Consider the following 18,267-nt stretch of genomic DNA (forward strand, 5'->3'; position numbering starts at 1 on the left):
CATTGTATCACTGCAATTGTTCAACCGGCATCACCGGAAATATCTGACCGTTGGAGCGCAGGGCAAACATCAGTTGCCCGTCGATCATCAACTCCTCACCGAGCGCTGCCAGATCATACATGACTGCACGGCTGACCAGCGCCTCCAGCCGCCCTCTCACCATTATATAGGGCTTGAACCCGCCGGTTTCACTATCACTCACAAAGCGCAGCGGATGCTGTTCTCCGGCCTCGACCACATCACCAACATTGGTGCGGAAGGTAAGAACCTGCGCTTCCCCCTCGCCGGAAACATGCATCTCCACAGCATTGAAATGTGCATCTTCCACACGGATTGCGATTTTCTCAACCGGTGTCACCAGATAGTTTTTGCCGTCAGCATCTTTGCGCAGCACTGTTGAAAACAGGCGTACCAATGCAGGGCGACCGATCGGCGTGCCCATATAGAACCATGTGCCGTCGGCCTTGATTTCCATATCCAGCTCGCCGCAGAAATCCGGCTCCCAGCGTTCCACCGGCGGCAGGCCTTTGCCTTCTTTACCCTCACCGAGCTGGCTTGCAGCACGGCGCATCAGCGCATCAAGTCCACTGCCAGAACCGGTATCAGAACCAATATCAACATCGGCATTTTCGTTGTTTTTCGCTATATTGCCGCTGTTCATTTCAGTTTCCTGTTAAGACCTGTGCCTGATCGTCCGGTGCATTCCGGTTAATGCGAACTGCACCATTTACGCACCCATCAGCATGACATAGTCTTGCCCGATGATTCAAGTAAGCTGGATAAAGCATCAGATCAGGAATTAAGAGGACACTATGAATTTTAACACTGCGCCGAAGCTTGATCCCGATACCCTGATTCAGACAGCCGATCAGGCAGCCTCAGATATTGCCAAAATCCGTCAGCAGATCGGACAGGTTATTTACGGTCAGGAGCAGGCTGTTGAAAACACGCTGGTTGCCCTGCTTGCCGGTGGCCATGCCCTGCTCGTCGGTGTGCCGGGTCTTGCCAAAACCCGTTTGGTAGAAACGCTGGGCACTGTCCTCGGCCTTGATGAAAAACGTATCCAGTTTACGCCTGATCTGATGCCGTCCGATATTATCGGCTCGGAAGTCATGGATCAGGACAGCGATGGTCGCCGTTCTTTCCGCTATATTAAAGGACCGGTTTTCGCCCAGCTGCTGATGGCAGATGAAATCAACCGTGCCTCCCCGCGCACGCAGTCTGCGCTGTTGCAGGCGATGCAGGAATATCATGTCAGCGTTGCCGGTCAGCGCCATGATCTGCCAAGCCCGTTCCATGTGCTCGCGACCCAGAACCCGCTGGAACAGGAAGGCACCTATCCGCTGCCGGAAGCCCAGCTCGACCGTTTTCTGATGCAGATTGATCTCGATTATCCGGACATCGATGCAGAACGTGCGGTGTTGCTCAACACCACCGGCACAATGCAGGCGCGTGCAACCAAGGTTCTTGATGCCACACGCCTGCAGGAAATCCAGCAGCTGATCCGCCAGATGCCGGTACCGGAAACCGTGCTGGAGGCCATTCTGAAACTGGTGCGTTCTGCTCGGCCTGATGCCGATAATGACCATGCAAAGAACCATATCAGCTGGGGTCCGGGGCCTCGCGCCGGACAGGCGCTGATGCTCTGCACCCGCGCCCGTGCCCTTTATGAAGGGCGTCTCGCACCATCGGTTGATGATGTGAAAGCACTGGCAGAACCGGTTCTCCAGCACCGTATGGCGCTCAATTTTGCTGCGCGTGCCGATGGCGTGAGCGTGCGCAATGTGATTGCCAAACTAACACAGGCACTCGGTTAAGGGTTGGGCTGATGGTTGCAACCGGCGCCATAACCACAACAGAACAGGCAGTTGATCTGCTGGCACCCTCACGCCGGCAGGCAGCATTAATGCCTGACCTGATTACGCAGGCGCGCCATATTGCAGGCTCTGTGATTAATGGCTGGCATGGCAGACGCAAACGCGGCACTGGCGATAATTTCTGGCAGTTCCGCCCTTACACGCAGGGCGATATGCTCTCGCGCATTGACTGGCGGCGTTCTGCCCGTGACGACCATACCTATATGCGTGACCGTGAATGGGAAACTGCGCATACGATCTGGCTGTGGTGTGATCCGTCACCGTCTATGCTGTATCAATCCCGTTTCAGCCCTATTTCCAAACAGCATCGCGCACTGGTGCTGACACTGGCACTGGCCGAACTGTTCAGCCGCTCCGGCGAGCGCATTGCCTATCCTGATGTACTGCCACCGCTGCTGGCACGCAACGGCGTTGAGCGTCTGGCAACGGCACTCACGCAAAGCGGCACTTTGGCGGCGCAGCCGGAGTTACAGTCCTTGCAGCGGTTTAATGAGTTAGTTCTTATCAGTGACTTTCTGCAACCTGCCGATGTGCTTAATGCTCAGCTCGATCAGATTGCCCGACGCGGTCTCCGCGCGCATCTGATTGTGGTGGCCGACCCTGCTGAAGCCGACTTTCCGTTTCAGGGGCATACGGAATTCAAAGATCCGGTGAGCGGTCAAATTCTGGTCGCCGGTCGTGCACAAAATTATGCGGAAGATTATCGCAGACTCTATCAGGCGCAGCGCGACTTTCTGCGCGAGACCTGCACACGCTTTGGCTGGAGCTTCATCATCAGCCAAACAGACAAACCGGCAGCACAGGCTCTGACCACATTACATGGCTTTCTCGGACATAATGTTTCTGTCGGCGGAGGCGCCGTATAAATGCCGCTGATTTTTACCGCCCCCTGGCTGCTTGCCGGTCTTGCTACTCTGCCCGTTATCTGGTGGCTGCTGCGTGCAACGCCGCCTAAACCGGCTCAGGAACCATTTCCGCCGCTGGCCATTCTGGCAAAGATTGCCCGCCACGATCAGGAAGCCAGTAAAAGCCCGTGGTGGCTGACACTGCTGCGGCTGATCCTTGCAGCGCTGGTGATCTTCGCCGTGGCAGGGCCGGTATGGAAACCACAACCAATCACTTTCACCGGTGCGCAGCCGGTTGTCATCATGATCGACAATGGCTGGGCTTCTGCCCCACAATGGGCAGCCATTGAAAATCAGGCACAATGGCTGATCGGCAATGCCGAGAAAAATGATGCGCCGGTCTTTCTGATTGCCACCGCCGATCCGCAAAACAGTGAGAGCGGGCCTTTCAATGCCGCGCAAGCAAAAGAACGTTTGCAGGCACTGGAGCCACGCCCCGTGCCTGTTGACCGGCTTGCTGCGGCACAAAGACTGAATACAGCGCTCGTCAATCATCCTGAAAGCCGTATTTTTTATCTCAATGACGGGCTGGAAAGTGCACAGGACAAGCAGGCCTTTGCCGCCCTCGACAAAGTTAATGCCACTTCCGTTCAGCTTATTCTGCCGGAGGCACAGGAGCTTTATGTGCTTCAGGGCGCAGCCAACCGGCAGAATGCGCTGGTGGTCAATCTGCTACGCCCTTCAAGCGATGTGCAACCGGCAACGGTGCAGCTCAGCGCTTATGACAATCAGGGGCGCGTATTAGCACAAACTCAGGCTGACTTTGCGCAAGGCGCATCGCAGACAACCGCAGAAATCGCGGTGCCGGTTGAGCTGCGCAATGACACAGCAATCGTGCGTGTGGATGTGATGCGCCATGCGGCCGCCACATGGTTGCTGGATGAGAACAACCGCCGCCGCCGTGTTGGTCTGCTGGATGCAAGCAATGCCGACAAGGCACATTCGCTCTTGTCCCCGTTGCATTATATTTCCTCGGCGATGGCACCTTTTGCAGATCTCATCAACGTCAATGACCGTGATCTGAGCCTGTCTGTTGATCGTCTTCTGGAACAAAAGCCATCCATCATTGTGTTGTCCGATATCGGAAACTTGCCGGAAAGCGTAGCAGCGAAACTGACACAATGGGTTGAAAACGGCGGCACATTGCTGCGCTTTGCAGGCCCTCGTCTGGCCGCAGCGCAAGGTGATGCAGGTAACAAACGTGATCCGCTTCTGCCCGTGCAATTGCGCAGCGGTCAGCGCAGTTTTGGCGGCACTCTGTCATGGTCAACACCGCAATCCATCGCACCGGCACCGGAAAACAGCCCGTTCCGCAATATTCAACTGCCGGATGATGTAACCGTATTGCGCCAAGTTCTGGCAGAACCGTCACCCGACCTGATGCAGAAAAGCTGGCTCAATCTTGCGGACGGCACCCCCTTGATCACTGGTGAAAACCGTGGTGCAGGCCGTTTGATCCTGTTTCATATCGCACCGGATATCGGCTGGTCTAATCTGCCATTATCGGGCGGTTTCGTCGATTTGTTGCGCCGCATTACCGAAAGCGCCGGTGCGCAGGCTGCAGACAGCGCAGGGGATCAGACTGTGACCCTACCGGCCTACCGCCTGCTGGATGCTGCCGGAAATCTGACCGGTCAACCCAAAACCGCGCAACCGCTGGTGATTGAAAAAGGCAAAGTACCGGAAGCTTCAATTCTCAATCCACCGGGACTTTACGGTACAGAACAAGCCCACAAAGCTCTCAACCTGATGAATGGTGAAACCAGACTGACCCCGCTCGCCAAACCGGAAATGACCACCAATATCGCAATGGTGCCTGCCACCAAAGCGCAGACCATCGACCTTCAAGGCGCGCTCTTTGCTCTGGCCGCGCTGCTTCTGGCGCTTGATGGTTTATTGATGTTGTGGATCGGCGGTGTGTTTTCACGCAGTGCTCTGCGCAATTTTGGCAGGCAAAGTTCAGGCACAGTGAAATCATTGCTCGTGCTGTTCGTCTTGTCCGCAAGTCTAACAGCCATGCCGTTCACGTCTCAGCCGGTTCTGGCACAGGAACAGGCGAGCGCCCCGAAAGATGACAGCAGACCCGACGATCAGTCGAAAATTGATGTGCTTGATGTCACGCATCTGGCCTATGTCATTACCGGCAACAAGGCGGTTGATGATGTGAGCCGCATTGGTCTCTCCGGTCTTAATCAGTTTGTTGCCGATAAAACTTCGCTGGAACCGGGAACGCCGGTTGGTGTTGATCCGGAAAAAGACGAACTGGCTTTTTATCCGATGCTCTACTGGCCGGTTGATGAGACCGCGCCCTTCCCCAGCGAAAAAGCATTACAGCGCATTGATGCCTATATGCAGCAGGGCGGCACGGTGATTTTTGACACCCGCGATCAGCTTTCCGGCGGTGCTGCCGGTCTGAACAGCACCAGCCCCGCCACACAGCGTCTGCGCAATATGCTGGATAGTATGAATATCCCGCCACTTGCCCCTATTGCCGACAATCATGTGTTGAGCAAAACCTTCTATCTGATGCCGGATTTTCCGGGGCGCTATCGCGGCAGCCCGCTTTGGGGCGAAGCACCGGCTGATACGCAAAATACTGATGATCAGCCTGCCGACAGGCCTGTGCGCAATGGCGATGGTGTGAGTCCTATCCTGATTACCGCCAATGATCTGGCGGGCGCTTGGGCGATGGATGAAAACTGGCAGCCGCTTTATCCCACAGTGCCGAATGATCCGATGCAGCGCATCTATGCCCTTCGCGGTGGCGTTAACATGGTCATGTATGTGCTGACCGGCAACTACAAGGCCGATCAGGTGCATGTCCCTGCCCTGTTAGAACGGTTGGGGAACTGATGATGAGCCTGTTCTCCTTACATTTTTCACCACTGCTCAGCCCTCTCTGGCTCAGCCTTTGTCTTGTGCCGCTGGCATTGGTTGTCCTTGCCGGCCTTGCCCTGCGCAAGCGTGGCAGCCTGCTGCGCTTAGGCGGTTTTGCAGCACTTGCTTTGGCACTGTTCAATCCTGAGATTACGCGTGAACAGCGGGAGCCTCTAAAAACCATTGTCGGCGTTGTGGTTGACCGCAGCGCCAGTCAGTCTCAGGGCAACCGCACGCAAGACACAGATGCCGCCCTTGACGCGCTGAAAAAGAAACTCAGTTCCCAGCCGGATATTGAAACACGCATTATTGAAAGCGCCACAGGTGCTGATGACCGCGACAATACGCGGCTGTTTACAGCCCTGAATGAAGGTCTGCGCGATGTGCCACCATCGCGTATCGGCGGCGCGGTTATGATTACTGATGGTCAGGTGCATGATGCTCCGGCCAGCGCAGATGAGCTGAATTTCAAAGCCCCGCTCCATGCACTGATTACCGGCACGGGCGATGAGTTCGACCGCAGTATCCGCTTCGTCCGCGTGCCGCGTTTCGGCCTCAGCGGCAAGCCGCAGGAACTGGTCTTCCGCGTGGAAGATGCCGGAAAAGTACCGGCCGATGCACCGCAGGCCAATGTTACCATCCGCATCAATGGTGAGCCGGTTGCCACGCTTCCGGCAACAAGCGGTCAGGATATCAAAACCGAAATCACCCTGCCCCATGCCGGTCGCAACATTGTAGAGATTGTGACCGAGCCACTGGATGATGAGGTTACTGCCGCCAATAATCAGGCCGTTGCGCTGATTGATGCCATTCGTGAAAACCTGCGGGTATTGCTGGTGTCCGGTGAGCCGAATAATGGCGAGCGCACATGGCGCAACCTGCTGAAATCCGACACCTCTGTCGATCTCGTACATTTCACCATTCTGCGCCCGCCGGAGAAGCAGGACGATACACCGATCAATGAATTATCGCTGATCGTGTTTCCGACGCGCGAACTGTTCGTCGATAAGGTCGAAGATTTTGATCTTATTATTTTTGACCGCTACCAGCACCGGAATGTGCTGCCGCTGCTCTATTATGATTATATCGCACAATATGTGCAAAATGGCGGTGCGCTGCTGATCGCCGCAGGCCCTGAATATGCAGGCAGCATGTCCATTGCCCGTACACCGCTGCTCGGCGTATTGCCTGCATTGCCGACCGGTAGCATGACAGAAAAAGGGTTTTATCCACGCCTGACTGATGCCGGAAAGCGCCATCCGGTCACACGCGGACTGGAAGGCAGTGCACAGGAGCCACCGCAATGGGGGCGCTGGTTCCGCTCTATTGATATTGCCACACCGCAGGGCGAAACCGTGATGCAAGGCCCCGATAATAAGCCATTGATGGTGCTTGGCCATCAGGGCAAAGGCCGCGTCGGTATGTTGCTGTCTGATCAGGGCTGGCTCTGGGCGCGTGATTTTGAGGGCGGTGGGCCTTATGCATCGCTCTATCGCCGTATGGCGCATTGGCTAATGCAGGAACCGGAACTGGAAGAAGAAGCCCTGACCGCCAAAGGCACTGCAGACCGATTGCAGATTACCCGTCAGACCATGAGTGATAAGGTCAATCCGGCCAAAGTCACCACCCCGTCCGGCAAGGTCATCGAAGTACCGCTGGCGCAATCTCTTGCAGGGCAATTCACCGCTGAACTACCGGTGAGCGAACAAGGGCTTTATAAGGTTGAGAACGGTGATTATTCCGTGCTTACACATGTCGGCAATGTGGAGACGCCGGAACTGCGCGACAGTATTTCCACCACGCAAAAATTACTACCGATGGCGCAGGCCAGTGGTGGCAATGTTCTGCGCCTGAAAGAAACCAAAGCTGAAAACAATGTGACTGTGCCGGATATTGCTCTGCTGAGCGCATCACAAAAGCAAAGCCCTGCGAATGTTTTGGGGCTACGGCCAACACAGGATACCAGTCTGGTTGCAGTGCATCGCATTCCGCTTTTCACCAGTCTGCTGGCTTTGGCGGCACTGCTGCTTATTCTCGGCGGCACATGGTATCGCGAAGGGCGTTAAACAAAAAACAAGCGGTTTCAGATCACTGAAACCGCTTTTTATATCAAAGCTGATTGAGATGTTTGACCCGTCCTGCCAGCTGATTGAGCGCAGGCCCTGACAGGCCTTCAGCCCCCGGCAGAATACAGGCTAACAGCCGTTCAGGATTGACTGGCGCAGGCATAATCACCTGACTGGCATCCACCTTCACAAAGCCGAACGCATTATAATATGGCGCATCGCCGACCAGCAGGCTCAGCCTGTGCCCTGCTTTTGCTGAAGCTTCTATGGATTGGTTCATCAAAATCCGGCCAATGCCGCGGCTTTTCCAGCCATCCCGCACAACCAGCGGCCCCAACAGCAGAGCCGGTGTGGTACCGATTGCAATCGGTGTCATTCTGATAGAGCCGATCACCCGCCCGCCATGCAGCGAGACAAAGGACAAATCACGATCATGCGCGCCGCCCTCACGGATACGCGCCGCCGCACGGACAAATCTGCCGGGACCAAAAGCAAGTGCATTAATTTCTTCGATTTCCGCATCGTGGTCGCAGGTTTCCTGCGTGTAGTTCAGCTCAGACTGCAACATGGCACATCACTATTTCAGAGATTTAGACTTCAGAATTTTCGCGTGATTGTCGCCGCTATCAGGCATAAAAACGCAAACAGGTGTCCACCGGTGCCGCGCACCGTTTACAATCTCATCGTCGGATGAACTGCAGACCTGTCAATTCCGTTCTCCTGAAAGGTGAATAGCCGCAAACTGATGCGGTATGTTTGCTTAGCATCATTCTTTTTAGTCGTAAAGTGCTGTCATGAAAAACACGTTTCTCCAGAGCCTTTCCAGTATATTTTGAATCACAGAAAATGCTCTATCTATTTGTTTTTACGCGTATCTTATCCGAAAATCGGTTCCCACTTTTCGCGATACGCTCCAGGTAACGTCCTGTTTTCAGGACAGCGTGTTTCGTAAAAACAGTCAGATCACACGAGACTTTCCGGCATTATGTATTACATTAAGGATCAGAATTCTCTGCCGCTGCCGTTGAGTTATCCGGATTTACGCGGCCAATATAAGGAATACTTCATGGGCCTTTTAGTTGACGGAAAATGGCAAGACCAGTGGTATGATACCAAAGCCACCGATGGTCGTTTTGTGCGCTCTGCCTCGCAGTTTCGCAACTGGATCACCGCAGATGGCAGCGCAGGCCCGAGCGGCACCGGCGGTTTTAAAGCCGAAGCCGGACGTTATCATCTCTATGTATCATTGGCCTGTCCGTGGGCGCATCGCACATTGATCTTCCGTGCACTGAAAAAGCTTGAAGGCATTATCAGTGTTTCTGTTGTCGACTATCTGATGGCGGAAGAAGGCTGGACATTAACCGGCAAAGACGGTGCCACTGAGGATCACCTTTATGGCGCAAAGCGTCTCTATGAAATCTATACCCGCGCCGATCCGAACTATTCCGGCCGCGTGACTGTGCCGGTTCTCTGGGATAAGCAACAGCAGACAATCGTCTCCAATGAATCTGCTGAAATTATCCGCATGCTCAATACCGCTTTTAATGAATTCGGCGATGCATCACTGGATTTCTACCCTGAAAGTCTGCGCAGTGAAATTGATGCGCTGAATGATTTCATCTATCCGAATATCAATAACGGCGTTTATCGTGCAGGCTTCGCCACCTCTCAGGCAGCCTATGAAGAAGCCTATAAGAGTGTGTTTGACGCGCTGGATAAAGTTGAGGCCATCCTCGCAAAACAGCGCTATCTCACCGGCGCCCGCCTGACTGAAGCAGACTGGCGTCTGTTCACTACGCTGATCCGTTTTGATCCGGTCTATGTCGGGCACTTCAAATGTAACAAAGCACGCATTGCCGACTATCCGAACATTTCCAACTATGTCCGCGAGCTTTATCAGGTACCGGGCGTATCAGGCACAGTGAATTTCGCTCATATCAAGAACCACTATTATATGAGTCACAAAACCATCAACCCGACCGGCGTCGTGCCGCTTGGCCCGCAGCTTGATTACAACGCACCGCATGATCGTGCGCGTTTCAGATAAGACGCCCTGTTAAGTGACAGTTTTATCACACTGCATTACGAACCTCCCGTGATGCAGTGTTTTATTAACCGAGATTGATTTCGATCAATGGAAAGCCCCCTGCCCGCTGTCAGTTTGTCTGCATTCTCAGACTTTAAGGAAAACAGACATGGCTATCCTCCCGGCAAATCGTCATACATGTGCTCTTCTGGCTGCAACAGCTTTCACCGCTCTCGCTGCACAGCCTGTACTGGCCGCAGATGCGGTCATCGCACCGGTTGAACCGCAGATCACAGAAGCATTTCCGGTTGCTCTCAGCCCGTGGCAGGTTCGTGTTCGTGCGCTCGGCGTCATCACAGAAAACAAAGGCCATGTGAATGAAGTTCCGGGCTCCGGCCTGAAATATTCCAACACAGTGGTGCCGGAACTCGATATTTCCTACTACTTCACCAATAATATTGCTGCGGAGCTGATCCTTGGCACAACCTACGCCAATGTCGACGGCAAAGGCGCGATTGATGGTCTGGATGTTGGTAAAGTCTGGCTGCTGCCTCCAACACTGACCATGCAGTATCATTTCACCAATTTCGGTGCTTTCAAGCCATATGTCGGTGCCGGTGTAAACTACAGCATCTTCTACAACCAGAAATCCCATGACGCCAATTATCTGAAAGTGAAAAATACTTTCGGCGGCGCGCTGCAGGTTGGTTTCGACTACATGATCGACGACCATTGGGGTTTCAACTTCGACGTGAAGAAACTCTATCTGCGTCCTGATTTTGATGTCAATGTTGGCGGCACTCAGATGAGTGGCAAGGCCAAGCTTGATCCTTGGCTGATCGGTACCGGTATCACTTACCGCTTCTGATCTTCCTGTGAACAAAAAAGCCCCGCGCAGAAAACTGCCGCGGGGCTTTTTTATTGCCAGCAATTACTCTGCGATGAGCAGATCTCCCCAGTCGACACGACGCGCCTGCGCAAACAAGGCTTTGTCACGCTTGGTAATCAGATGCTCCACAACGCTCCCGTCAGTACTGCATAATTTTGCAAGCACTTTACCACCACCGCTTTTCGGCTGCATCAGCACCCGTTGCCCTGAAAGAGCAACCGGCTGACGCGACACGGCCAGATAGCTGAATTTTTCATCTTCCCAAGGTACATCAGCCTCTTTGGTCAGACGGTGGATTTTGGAACGCGTCACGCGGCGGGAGAAATGACACCAATCCGGTGCCTGCACGCCGCAAGCCTGACTATGGGTGCAAGGTGCCGCAATATGCGCACCCAGAGCCTGCAATTGCGCTCTGGCATCGAGAATGCGCTGCCAGCCGGCCGGTGTTCCCGGTTCCACAATCACAAACATGCCCTCGGTCAGGTTCCATAATTGTGCAATCAGCTTTTGCCGCGCTGTTTCACTCAACTCGTCCAGCACATAGGCCAGCGTCACCAGCTCAGATGCTTGCGCATCTTTTAAGCCGCTTGTCACGTCGGCCGCTCGCCACTCGACATCCGTAACCGGCGCATGGGCTGAAAGCTTTTCACCCACGGTGCGGATGGCATTGCTCCCCTCCAGCAACAGGGCTTTTTCAAGGTCTGTCCACACAGTTGAAGCCGCCCAAAGAGCAGTACCGGGTCCTGCACCAACATCCAGCTGGCTGCGTGGTGAAAAATCAGGGCATATATTTGCAGTTTCCTGCAAGGCCGAAGTCACAGCGGCAAAAGTCGCAGGAAGGCGCGCAGCAAGATAGGCCTGTGCCGCCAGTTCATCAGACAAATGCCATTTACCATCGCGTGTTTCCGCGCGGTATCGTCGGCTGAGAATACCGGAAGCCCGCTGCAAATCCGCCAGTGCGACGCCCTGCAACTGCGCATCCACAGCCTGTCTCAATGCCGCAGGTAATTCCATAATTCTATCTCACATAAAAAAACTCTGCCGCGCTTTAACACGCGGCAGAGTGATTTAAAACATAGCTGCTCTGATAATCAGCGTTCCAGAACCTGACGGATATCCACCAGATTGGAGCGCACACGCAGAATATGGAAACCCATTGTGGTCAGATGAGACGGTGTGAACCACGCATCCTGACGGCCATTGGAAACGATAGTTGGCTGCATATCCAGTGCCGAGCGCAATTGCTGCTCCATCGTATCCCACAATCCATCGAGGTGCTTTTCCGCCAATACAGCTTTAAAGTCGGAATGGGTTGCGCGGATCAGACCGTAATAAGCATAGAGCTGACCATAGGCAAACCAGAACCGGTCATCTGCACGGGTATCAAACCAGCCAGCATGATAATTATCAGCACGGTCTTTCAGAATGGCAGAGGTCGAGCCGAGATCACTGGCAATGCGATCCACATATTGAATGAGGTTATCAGCGCGCGCATCGAATGTTGCTTCACATTTTTCAAGACGCGTGTTGAAAGCCCGCAATTCTTGAATTGCAGAACGATAGTAGCTTGGTGTCGGGGTTTTCGGGCCAAACGGGCTCAGACCGAAATACCATGTGTCTTCACGGAACTGCATATTACCACGGGCTTTTTGCAGATCATTGTCGATCTGTGATGTACCACGCAGACGCCCGAGAGAATCCACCAGTTCAATCGTTGTACGGCGCACAGCTGAATGCACACCACGCTGGAACGAGGCCTTATTATCCAGAAACGGTGTGCGATCCCAATCCAGACCAAAGAAGCCGGTCTTATAAAACAGCATGGAGGAAATCCATGCGTTCTGATTAACATTGAAGTCTGTCAAATCTGCCGTAACCTCTGCAAGGGCAGATGGCGCACACACACGCGGCGATGTGGATTGAGACATTGCCATTTGCGGCGCAGGTTGCGGTGCTGCCGGCTCGGAAGGGGCAACACTGTTTTCCGTAGCGTTTTCGGAAGGTGCTGTGGTCGTATCAGCCGGTGTTGTGTTCTCAACCGGTGCGGCAGGTTGCGGCGCAGCCTTGGCAGGGTCGACCGCCTCGCCCGGAGTAACTGCCGTCTGATAGGCATATTTTGAAGGGTAGTCCGGATCAAAGTTTGTCCAGACCTGCGTCTGCACGACAAAATAACAGTAAAGGCCTGCCCAGCCGAGAATAACAACAGCGATCAGAGTTTTCCACAAGACACTCTGCCCCTGATAAACACGCCACAAAGCTCTGAACGGCACTGCAATCAGCCGGAGCAGCGCTACAATCATGCGTCCGGCAAAAGCAAAAATGTTTCCGATGATCGTCACGGTATTGTCCTTCGTTTCTGCACTTGTCCGGCTTCCTTAAAAGGAGCTGCCGGAAAACAGCATTTTTCCCGTAAACCCTTGCATAGTTTCATGGAAATACGCAACAGCAGCGATTTTTTAAACTTCACAACAGGCATTCAGGCAACAACGGGATCCGGTCAGAGAAAAAGCCCCCTTGAGGGTCTTAGAATGGCGGCACCGAATGCTCTGTTACAAAACAAACTTCATGCAATTATTGACTGATATAAAATGTAATGCGCGGAGTTCAACGGGGCAGGCAGAATTTAATTTTCAGCTTTAGCCTTGAAATTACTGAATAATATTTTTAGCCTGCCTCATTCCGACTTTAATTGTCGTGTTTGCGGATTCCCCTATTACAAAACCGCTTGATGACTGCAGATTTTGATGCTTGTTTAGATTTTGAGGGCCGGAGCATGACGCACAATCAACGTGCAGCACTTTTTGCCCGAAACTGCGTCAAAATATGCAGACAGAGCAGTTTTTGGGAAAACGCTCTTACAGAAGTAAATATAATCCGGTCAATGGAGATACTTATGCGCTTTCTGCCCTCGAAACATCTGTCCTCACTCTCTCCGGCAAAACGCCGGAAATCAGTTCTGGCAATTGCCTGCACAGCACTACTAGCCAGCAGTGCCGGTGCCTTTGCTGCTGAGCCCGAAGCCTGCTCCACAATCCGGTTTTCTGATGTAGGCTGGACCGATATTACCTCGACCACGGCAGTAGCCACTGAGATTCTGAAAAGCCTCGGTTATAAAACAGACATTAAAATCCTGTCTGTTCCGGTGACCTATGCATCTTTAAGCAAAAAAGATATCGATGTGTTCCTCGGCTTCTGGAACCCGTCTATGGCCGCGGATCTGCAACCTTATCTTGATGATAAAACTGTGATCACACTGCGCACCAATCTGACCGGCGCTAAATACACGCTGGCTGTGCCTGCTTCTGCCTATGACGAAGGGCTGAAAAGCTTTGCCGATATCACCAAATTCAAAGACAAGCTTGGCAATAAAATCTATGGCATTGAGCCAGGCAATGACGGTAACCGCTTGATCCTCGACATGATTTCCAAAGGTGCCTTTGATCTCAAAGGCTTCGAACTGGCTGAATCTTCGGAACAGGGCATGCTGGCGCAGGTTGCCAAGGACATTAAAGCCAAAAAACCGGTCGTTTTCCTTGGCTGGGAGCCGCATCCGATGAATTCCCGCTTTGATATGCGCTATCTTGACGGTGGCGATGACTTCTTCGGCCCTAATCTTGGCGGCGCGAAAGTCGAAACCAATGTCTGGAACGGCTATACAGAGCAATGCCCGAATGTCGGCAAGTTCCTGACCAATCTTGAATTCACCCTTGAAATGGAAAACCAGATCATGGGCAAAATTCTTGATGACGGCGAAGAACCGGCCAAAGCTGCAACAGCATGGATCAAGGCCAATCCGGATGCGATCACCCTGTGGCTGAAAGACGTGACCACTGTTGACGGCAAAGACGGCCTTGCCACAGTTAAACAGTCTTTTGGTCTGTAACAGACCTGAAATATTCTAAGGCTTAACCTGCTGTAATATTTATACTATTACAGCAGGAGCAAGCTCATATTTATACAATGCAGGAAAACGGGGACCTGACTTTTGGACTGGCTGACATCACAAAAAATTCCCGTCGGGCGGACAGCTAAAAATACTGTCACCTGGTTAACTGAAAATCTGAGCTGGCTGTTTGATGGCATCGCTGCCGTTATGCAAACCCTGATTGACGGCCTGCTTGCCGCGCTTCAATTTCCGCATCCTTTTGTGCTGATCGCTATTTTTGCAGCGATTGCATGGGGGCTGCAAAGAAAAATCTCGACCGTCGTTCTGACTGTCGCCGGCTTTCTGTTCATTCTCAATCAAGGGTATTGGGATCAAACACTCGAAACGCTCACGCTGGTGCTTTCAGCCTGTTTCATCTGTATGGCACTTGGCGTGCCGATTGGTATTGCCACAGCGCACCGGCCAAGGCTCTATGCCATAGTGCGCCCTATCCTTGATCTTATGCAGACATTGCCGACCTTTGTTTATCTCATTCCGGCGATTGTGTTTTTCGGCATTGGTATGGTTCCGGGACTACTGGCTACAGCCATCTTCGTGCTGCCTGCCCCTGTTCGCCTGACCCATCTCGGTATTTCCTCAACACCGGAACATCTGATTGAAGCCGGTGAGGCTTTCGGTGCGTCCCGTCGCCAGTTGCTCTGGAAAATTGAACTGCCTTATGCCATGCCGCAAATTCTGGCAGGCCTCACACAAACCATCATGCTGTCCCTGTCTATGGTTGTGATTGCGGCACTTGTCGGTGCCAACGGCCTTGGTGTGCCGGTTGTGCGGGCACTCAACTCAGTGAATACCGCACTCGGCTTTGAAGCAGGACTTGTGATTGTTGTTGTCGCCATCATCCTCGACCGCATCTTCCGTCCGGGCAAGGAAAAATAATCATGGCTTCAATCAGTCTTCAAAATATCAGCATCATTTTCGGCAATAAAACTGAAAACGCGCTCGACCTTGCCGATCAGGGCTTCAGCCGTTCAGAAATTCAGACGGAAACCGGACATATCCTCGGCGTTCACAATTGTTCGCTGGATATCCGTGACGGCGAGCTGCTAGTTCTTATGGGGCTGTCCGGCTCGGGGAAATCCACGCTTTTGCGCGCGATCAACCGCCTTAACCCGATCAGCCGCGGCTGTGTCACCGTTTATAATCAGGGTGAAGAAATCAACGTGACGGGAGCAGGCACTGCCCAATTGCGGCATCTGCGTACGCATCTGATTTCTATGGTATTTCAGCAATTCGGCCTGCTACCCTGGCGCACGGTTGAGGACAATGTTGGCTTCGGACTGGAAATTGCAGGCCTGAGCAAGCAGGCGCGCATAGAGGCTGTGCAAAATCAGCTGGAGCTGGTCGGCTTGCAGGATTGGGCGAAGCGCAAAGTCGGCGAATTGTCCGGCGGCATGCAGCAGCGTGTCGGCCTCGCCCGTGCCTTTGCCACCGGTGCACCGATCCTGCTGATGGATGAACCCTTCTCAGCGCTCGATCCGCTGATCCGTGCACGTTTACAGGACGAACTGCTGCATTTGCAGGATCACCTGAAGAAGACCATCGTCTTTGTCAGCCATGATCTTGATGAAGCGATGAAGTTGGGCAATCGTATTGCGATTATGGAAGGCGGCCGCATCATTCAATGTGGCAGCGGGCAGGATATTCTGCTCAATCCGGCCGATGATTATGTGGCGGATTTTGTGGCCAATATGAACCCGCTCGGTGTTCTGCTTGCGGCTGACATTATGTCCGCGCTTGATCGCAGTGCCCCGCCCCGCCCGTTCGCAGCAACGGCTAAACCCGATACATCCATACAGGATATTATGCAGGCAATGGTGCGCAATAACGGCGATGTCGGCGTGGTACATAACGGGGCGATTGTTGGTAAAATCTCCGCTGATGATGTGGTACGCAGCCTCACCCGTCACAGACGATAATCCGTTTCAACAGACAAAAAAATACCGCGCTGAATGATCAGCGCGGTATTTTTTTTATTTCCTACCCTGCATTAAGCAGCAGAGCGTTTTTTCGCACGCTCAGCAACGCGCTGACGAATGCTATCAACATCCGAGCGTGGTGTGGCAGCAAACAGCTTCTTGGTATAGTCGTGGCGCGGATGATTAAACACCTCATCGCGCGTACCATATTCCACCACTTCGCCGTAATACATCACCATCACTTCATCAGCGATATAGCGAACCACCGACAAATCGTGACTGATGAAAACATAGGTCAGCTCAAACTCTTCCTGCAAATCGGCGAGAAGATTGAGCACCTGTGCCTGCACAGACAGATCAAGCGCTGATACCGGCTCGTCCAGCACCAGCAGGCGCGGGCTGAGCATCAGTGCGCGGGCAATAGCAATACGCTGACGCTGACCACCGGAGAACATATGCGGATAGCGGTTGAAGTGCTCGCGGCCAAGACCGACCTTGAGCAGCATCTGCATTGCTTTTTCCTGACGCTCTTTTGCTGACATATTGGTATTCAGCAGCAGAGGTTCCGCCAGAACATCACCGATTTTCTGGCGCGGATTGAGCGAACCATACGGGTTCTGAAACACGATTTGCACACGCTGGCGCATTTCGCGGGTCAGGCCATCGGTCTCGATATTGACCGGATGACCGTCAATCAGCAGTTCGCCGGATGTCTGCGGGTCAATCAGGGTCAGAATGCGGGCAAGTGTAGACTTACCGCAACCACTCTCGCCAACGATAGCAAGTGTCTTACCCTTCTCGACCGAGAAGCTGACATTCTTCACCGCATGGACTGTTTTCGCCTTAGAGAACAAGCCGCCGCCGCTGTGATAATCCCGTACGATATTGCGGGCTTCAAGAACGATTTCACTCATATCGCTGCTCCTGACGATGCGGCATTCTGCAATGCAAAGTCCGAAACAGTCGGCAAACGGTCACCGGTTGCATTTTCCGGCAAAGCCGAAAGCAAAGCCTTTGTATAAGGATTTTGCGGGCTCTCAAACAATGAGAGCACATCCGCATCTTCCATCTTGTGCCCTTTATACTGCACAATCACACGGTCTGCGGTTTCTGCCACAACACCCATATCGTGGGTAATCATGATCAGCCCCATACCGTGCTCTTCCTGCAAGCGCATCAAGAGATCAAGGATCTGCTTCTGAATGGTCACATCAAGCGCTGTTGTCGGCTCATCGGCAATCAGCAGCTTCGGATTGCAAGCAATCGCGATAGCAATCATCACACGCTGGCACTGACCGCCGGACATCTGATGCGGATAGCTGCCGAGACGATCAGCAGCATCGCGGATACCAACCAGTTCAAGCAGTTCAATGGCCCGTTTATGGCGTTCCGTTTTGCCCAGCCCAAGATGAAAGCGCAACACTTCCTCAAGCTGAAAACCGACCGTAAAACACGGATTAAGGCTGGCAACAGGCTCCTGAAAAATCATGGAGATTTCACGACCGATAATCGTGCGGCGATCCTTCTCGCTCATTGTGAGCAGATCACGACCGTCGAACAACATCTTGTCAGCCGTCACTGTTGCGGTTTTAGGCAGAAGCCCCATAACCGCCAGCATACCGACTGATTTACCGGAACCGGATTCACCAACGATCGCCAACACTTCACCGGCATCGACTGAAATGTCGATACCATCAACCGCTTTGAAAGCACCCGTAGATGTATCAAAGGCAACTGTCAGATTTTTAATTTCCAAAAGAGCCAT

15 protein-coding genes are annotated in these 18,267 nt (G+C 53.1%); 9 read left to right on the plus strand and 6 right to left on the minus strand.

The genetic code is table 11. From position 1 onward, the window contains the following. Positions 1-7 precede the first annotated feature (7 nt). On the minus strand, positions 8-571 hold the full coding sequence (locus P8H26_RS09085; RefSeq protein WP_289632698.1) for a DUF1285 domain-containing protein: 564 nt from the start codon (positions 569-571) through the stop codon (positions 8-10). Between the two features lie 241 nt (positions 572-812). Between P8H26_RS09085 and P8H26_RS09090 the strand changes: the two genes are divergently transcribed. From P8H26_RS09090 to P8H26_RS09105, 4 genes are read left to right on the plus strand one after another with little or no spacing between them, the layout of a single operon-like run. Beyond that, complete coding sequence (locus P8H26_RS09090; protein ID WP_289632611.1) at positions 813-1,817, plus strand: MoxR family ATPase; 1,005 nt, start codon at positions 813-815, stop codon at positions 1,815-1,817. A gap of 11 nt (positions 1,818-1,828) precedes the next feature. Beyond that, complete coding sequence (locus P8H26_RS09095; protein ID WP_289632612.1) at positions 1,829-2,743, plus strand: DUF58 domain-containing protein; 915 nt, start codon at positions 1,829-1,831, stop codon at positions 2,741-2,743. Beyond that, entirely contained in the window at positions 2,744-5,635 is a 2,892-nt protein-coding gene (locus P8H26_RS09100; RefSeq protein WP_289632613.1) for a DUF4159 domain-containing protein, read from the plus strand. A gap of 2 nt (positions 5,636-5,637) precedes the next feature. Next, positions 5,638-7,725 carry a hypothetical protein gene (locus P8H26_RS09105; protein WP_289632614.1) on the plus strand — a complete coding sequence of 696 codons (2,088 nt, stop codon included), beginning with the start codon at positions 5,638-5,640 and terminating at the stop codon, positions 7,723-7,725. 43 nt (positions 7,726-7,768) lie between these two features. On the opposite strand, the gene P8H26_RS09110 is transcribed toward P8H26_RS09105, so the two are convergent. Next, positions 7,769-8,293 (minus strand): GNAT family N-acetyltransferase, encoded by a 525-nt coding sequence (locus P8H26_RS09110; RefSeq protein ID WP_289632615.1) that lies wholly within the window; start codon positions 8,291-8,293, stop codon positions 7,769-7,771. A 498-nt stretch (positions 8,294-8,791) separates the two neighbouring features. Here P8H26_RS09110 and P8H26_RS09115 point away from each other — a divergent pair, with 498 nt between their 5' ends. Further along, the gene (locus P8H26_RS09115) at positions 8,792-9,772 is read left to right on the plus strand and encodes a glutathione S-transferase family protein (RefSeq protein WP_289632616.1); all 981 of its coding nucleotides are present in this window, start codon (positions 8,792-8,794) and stop codon (positions 9,770-9,772) included. Between the two features lie 148 nt (positions 9,773-9,920). Further along, complete coding sequence (locus tag P8H26_RS09120) at positions 9,921-10,619, plus strand: OmpW family protein (protein ID WP_289632617.1); 699 nt, start codon at positions 9,921-9,923, stop codon at positions 10,617-10,619. A gap of 63 nt (positions 10,620-10,682) precedes the next feature. Here the strand turns inward: P8H26_RS09120 and P8H26_RS09125 are convergent, their stop codons facing one another. Next, positions 10,683-11,654, minus strand: coding sequence for a small ribosomal subunit Rsm22 family protein (locus P8H26_RS09125; RefSeq protein ID WP_289632618.1), 972 nt, complete (start codon positions 11,652-11,654; stop codon positions 10,683-10,685). A gap of 77 nt (positions 11,655-11,731) precedes the next feature. Beyond that, the gene (locus P8H26_RS09130) at positions 11,732-12,940 is read right to left on the minus strand and encodes a DUF2333 family protein (RefSeq protein WP_289632699.1); all 1,209 of its coding nucleotides are present in this window, start codon (positions 12,938-12,940) and stop codon (positions 11,732-11,734) included. Between the two features lie 593 nt (positions 12,941-13,533). Between P8H26_RS09130 and P8H26_RS09135 the strand changes: the two genes are divergently transcribed. The 3 genes from P8H26_RS09135 to choV all read left to right on the plus strand — a co-directional run bounded on the left by P8H26_RS09135 (position 13,534) and on the right by choV (position 16,502). After that, positions 13,534-14,523: a choline ABC transporter substrate-binding protein gene (locus P8H26_RS09135; protein ID WP_289632619.1), complete on the plus strand. Its 990-nt coding sequence runs from the start codon at positions 13,534-13,536 to the stop codon at positions 14,521-14,523. 102 nt (positions 14,524-14,625) lie between these two features. Next, positions 14,626-15,462 carry a choline ABC transporter permease subunit gene (gene choW / locus P8H26_RS09140; RefSeq protein ID WP_289632620.1) on the plus strand — a complete coding sequence of 279 codons (837 nt, stop codon included), beginning with the start codon at positions 14,626-14,628 and terminating at the stop codon, positions 15,460-15,462. A 2-nt stretch (positions 15,463-15,464) separates the two neighbouring features. Continuing rightward, positions 15,465-16,502, plus strand: coding sequence for a choline ABC transporter ATP-binding protein (gene choV, locus P8H26_RS09145; protein WP_289632621.1), 1,038 nt, complete (start codon positions 15,465-15,467; stop codon positions 16,500-16,502). Positions 16,503-16,573: 71 nt separating this feature from the next. Here choV and P8H26_RS09150 read toward each other — a convergent pair whose 3' ends face one another. Continuing rightward, complete coding sequence (locus P8H26_RS09150; RefSeq protein WP_289632622.1) at positions 16,574-17,416, minus strand: dipeptide ABC transporter ATP-binding protein; 843 nt, start codon at positions 17,414-17,416, stop codon at positions 16,574-16,576. Continuing rightward, entirely contained in the window at positions 17,413-18,267 is an 855-nt protein-coding gene (locus P8H26_RS09155; RefSeq protein ID WP_289632623.1) for an ABC transporter ATP-binding protein, read from the minus strand. Before P8H26_RS09155 ends, P8H26_RS09150 begins: the two co-directional genes overlap by 4 nt.

The organism is Pseudochrobactrum sp. sp1633, assembly GCF_030376605.1.
Classification (GTDB): Bacteria; Pseudomonadota; Alphaproteobacteria; order Rhizobiales; family Rhizobiaceae; genus Pseudochrobactrum.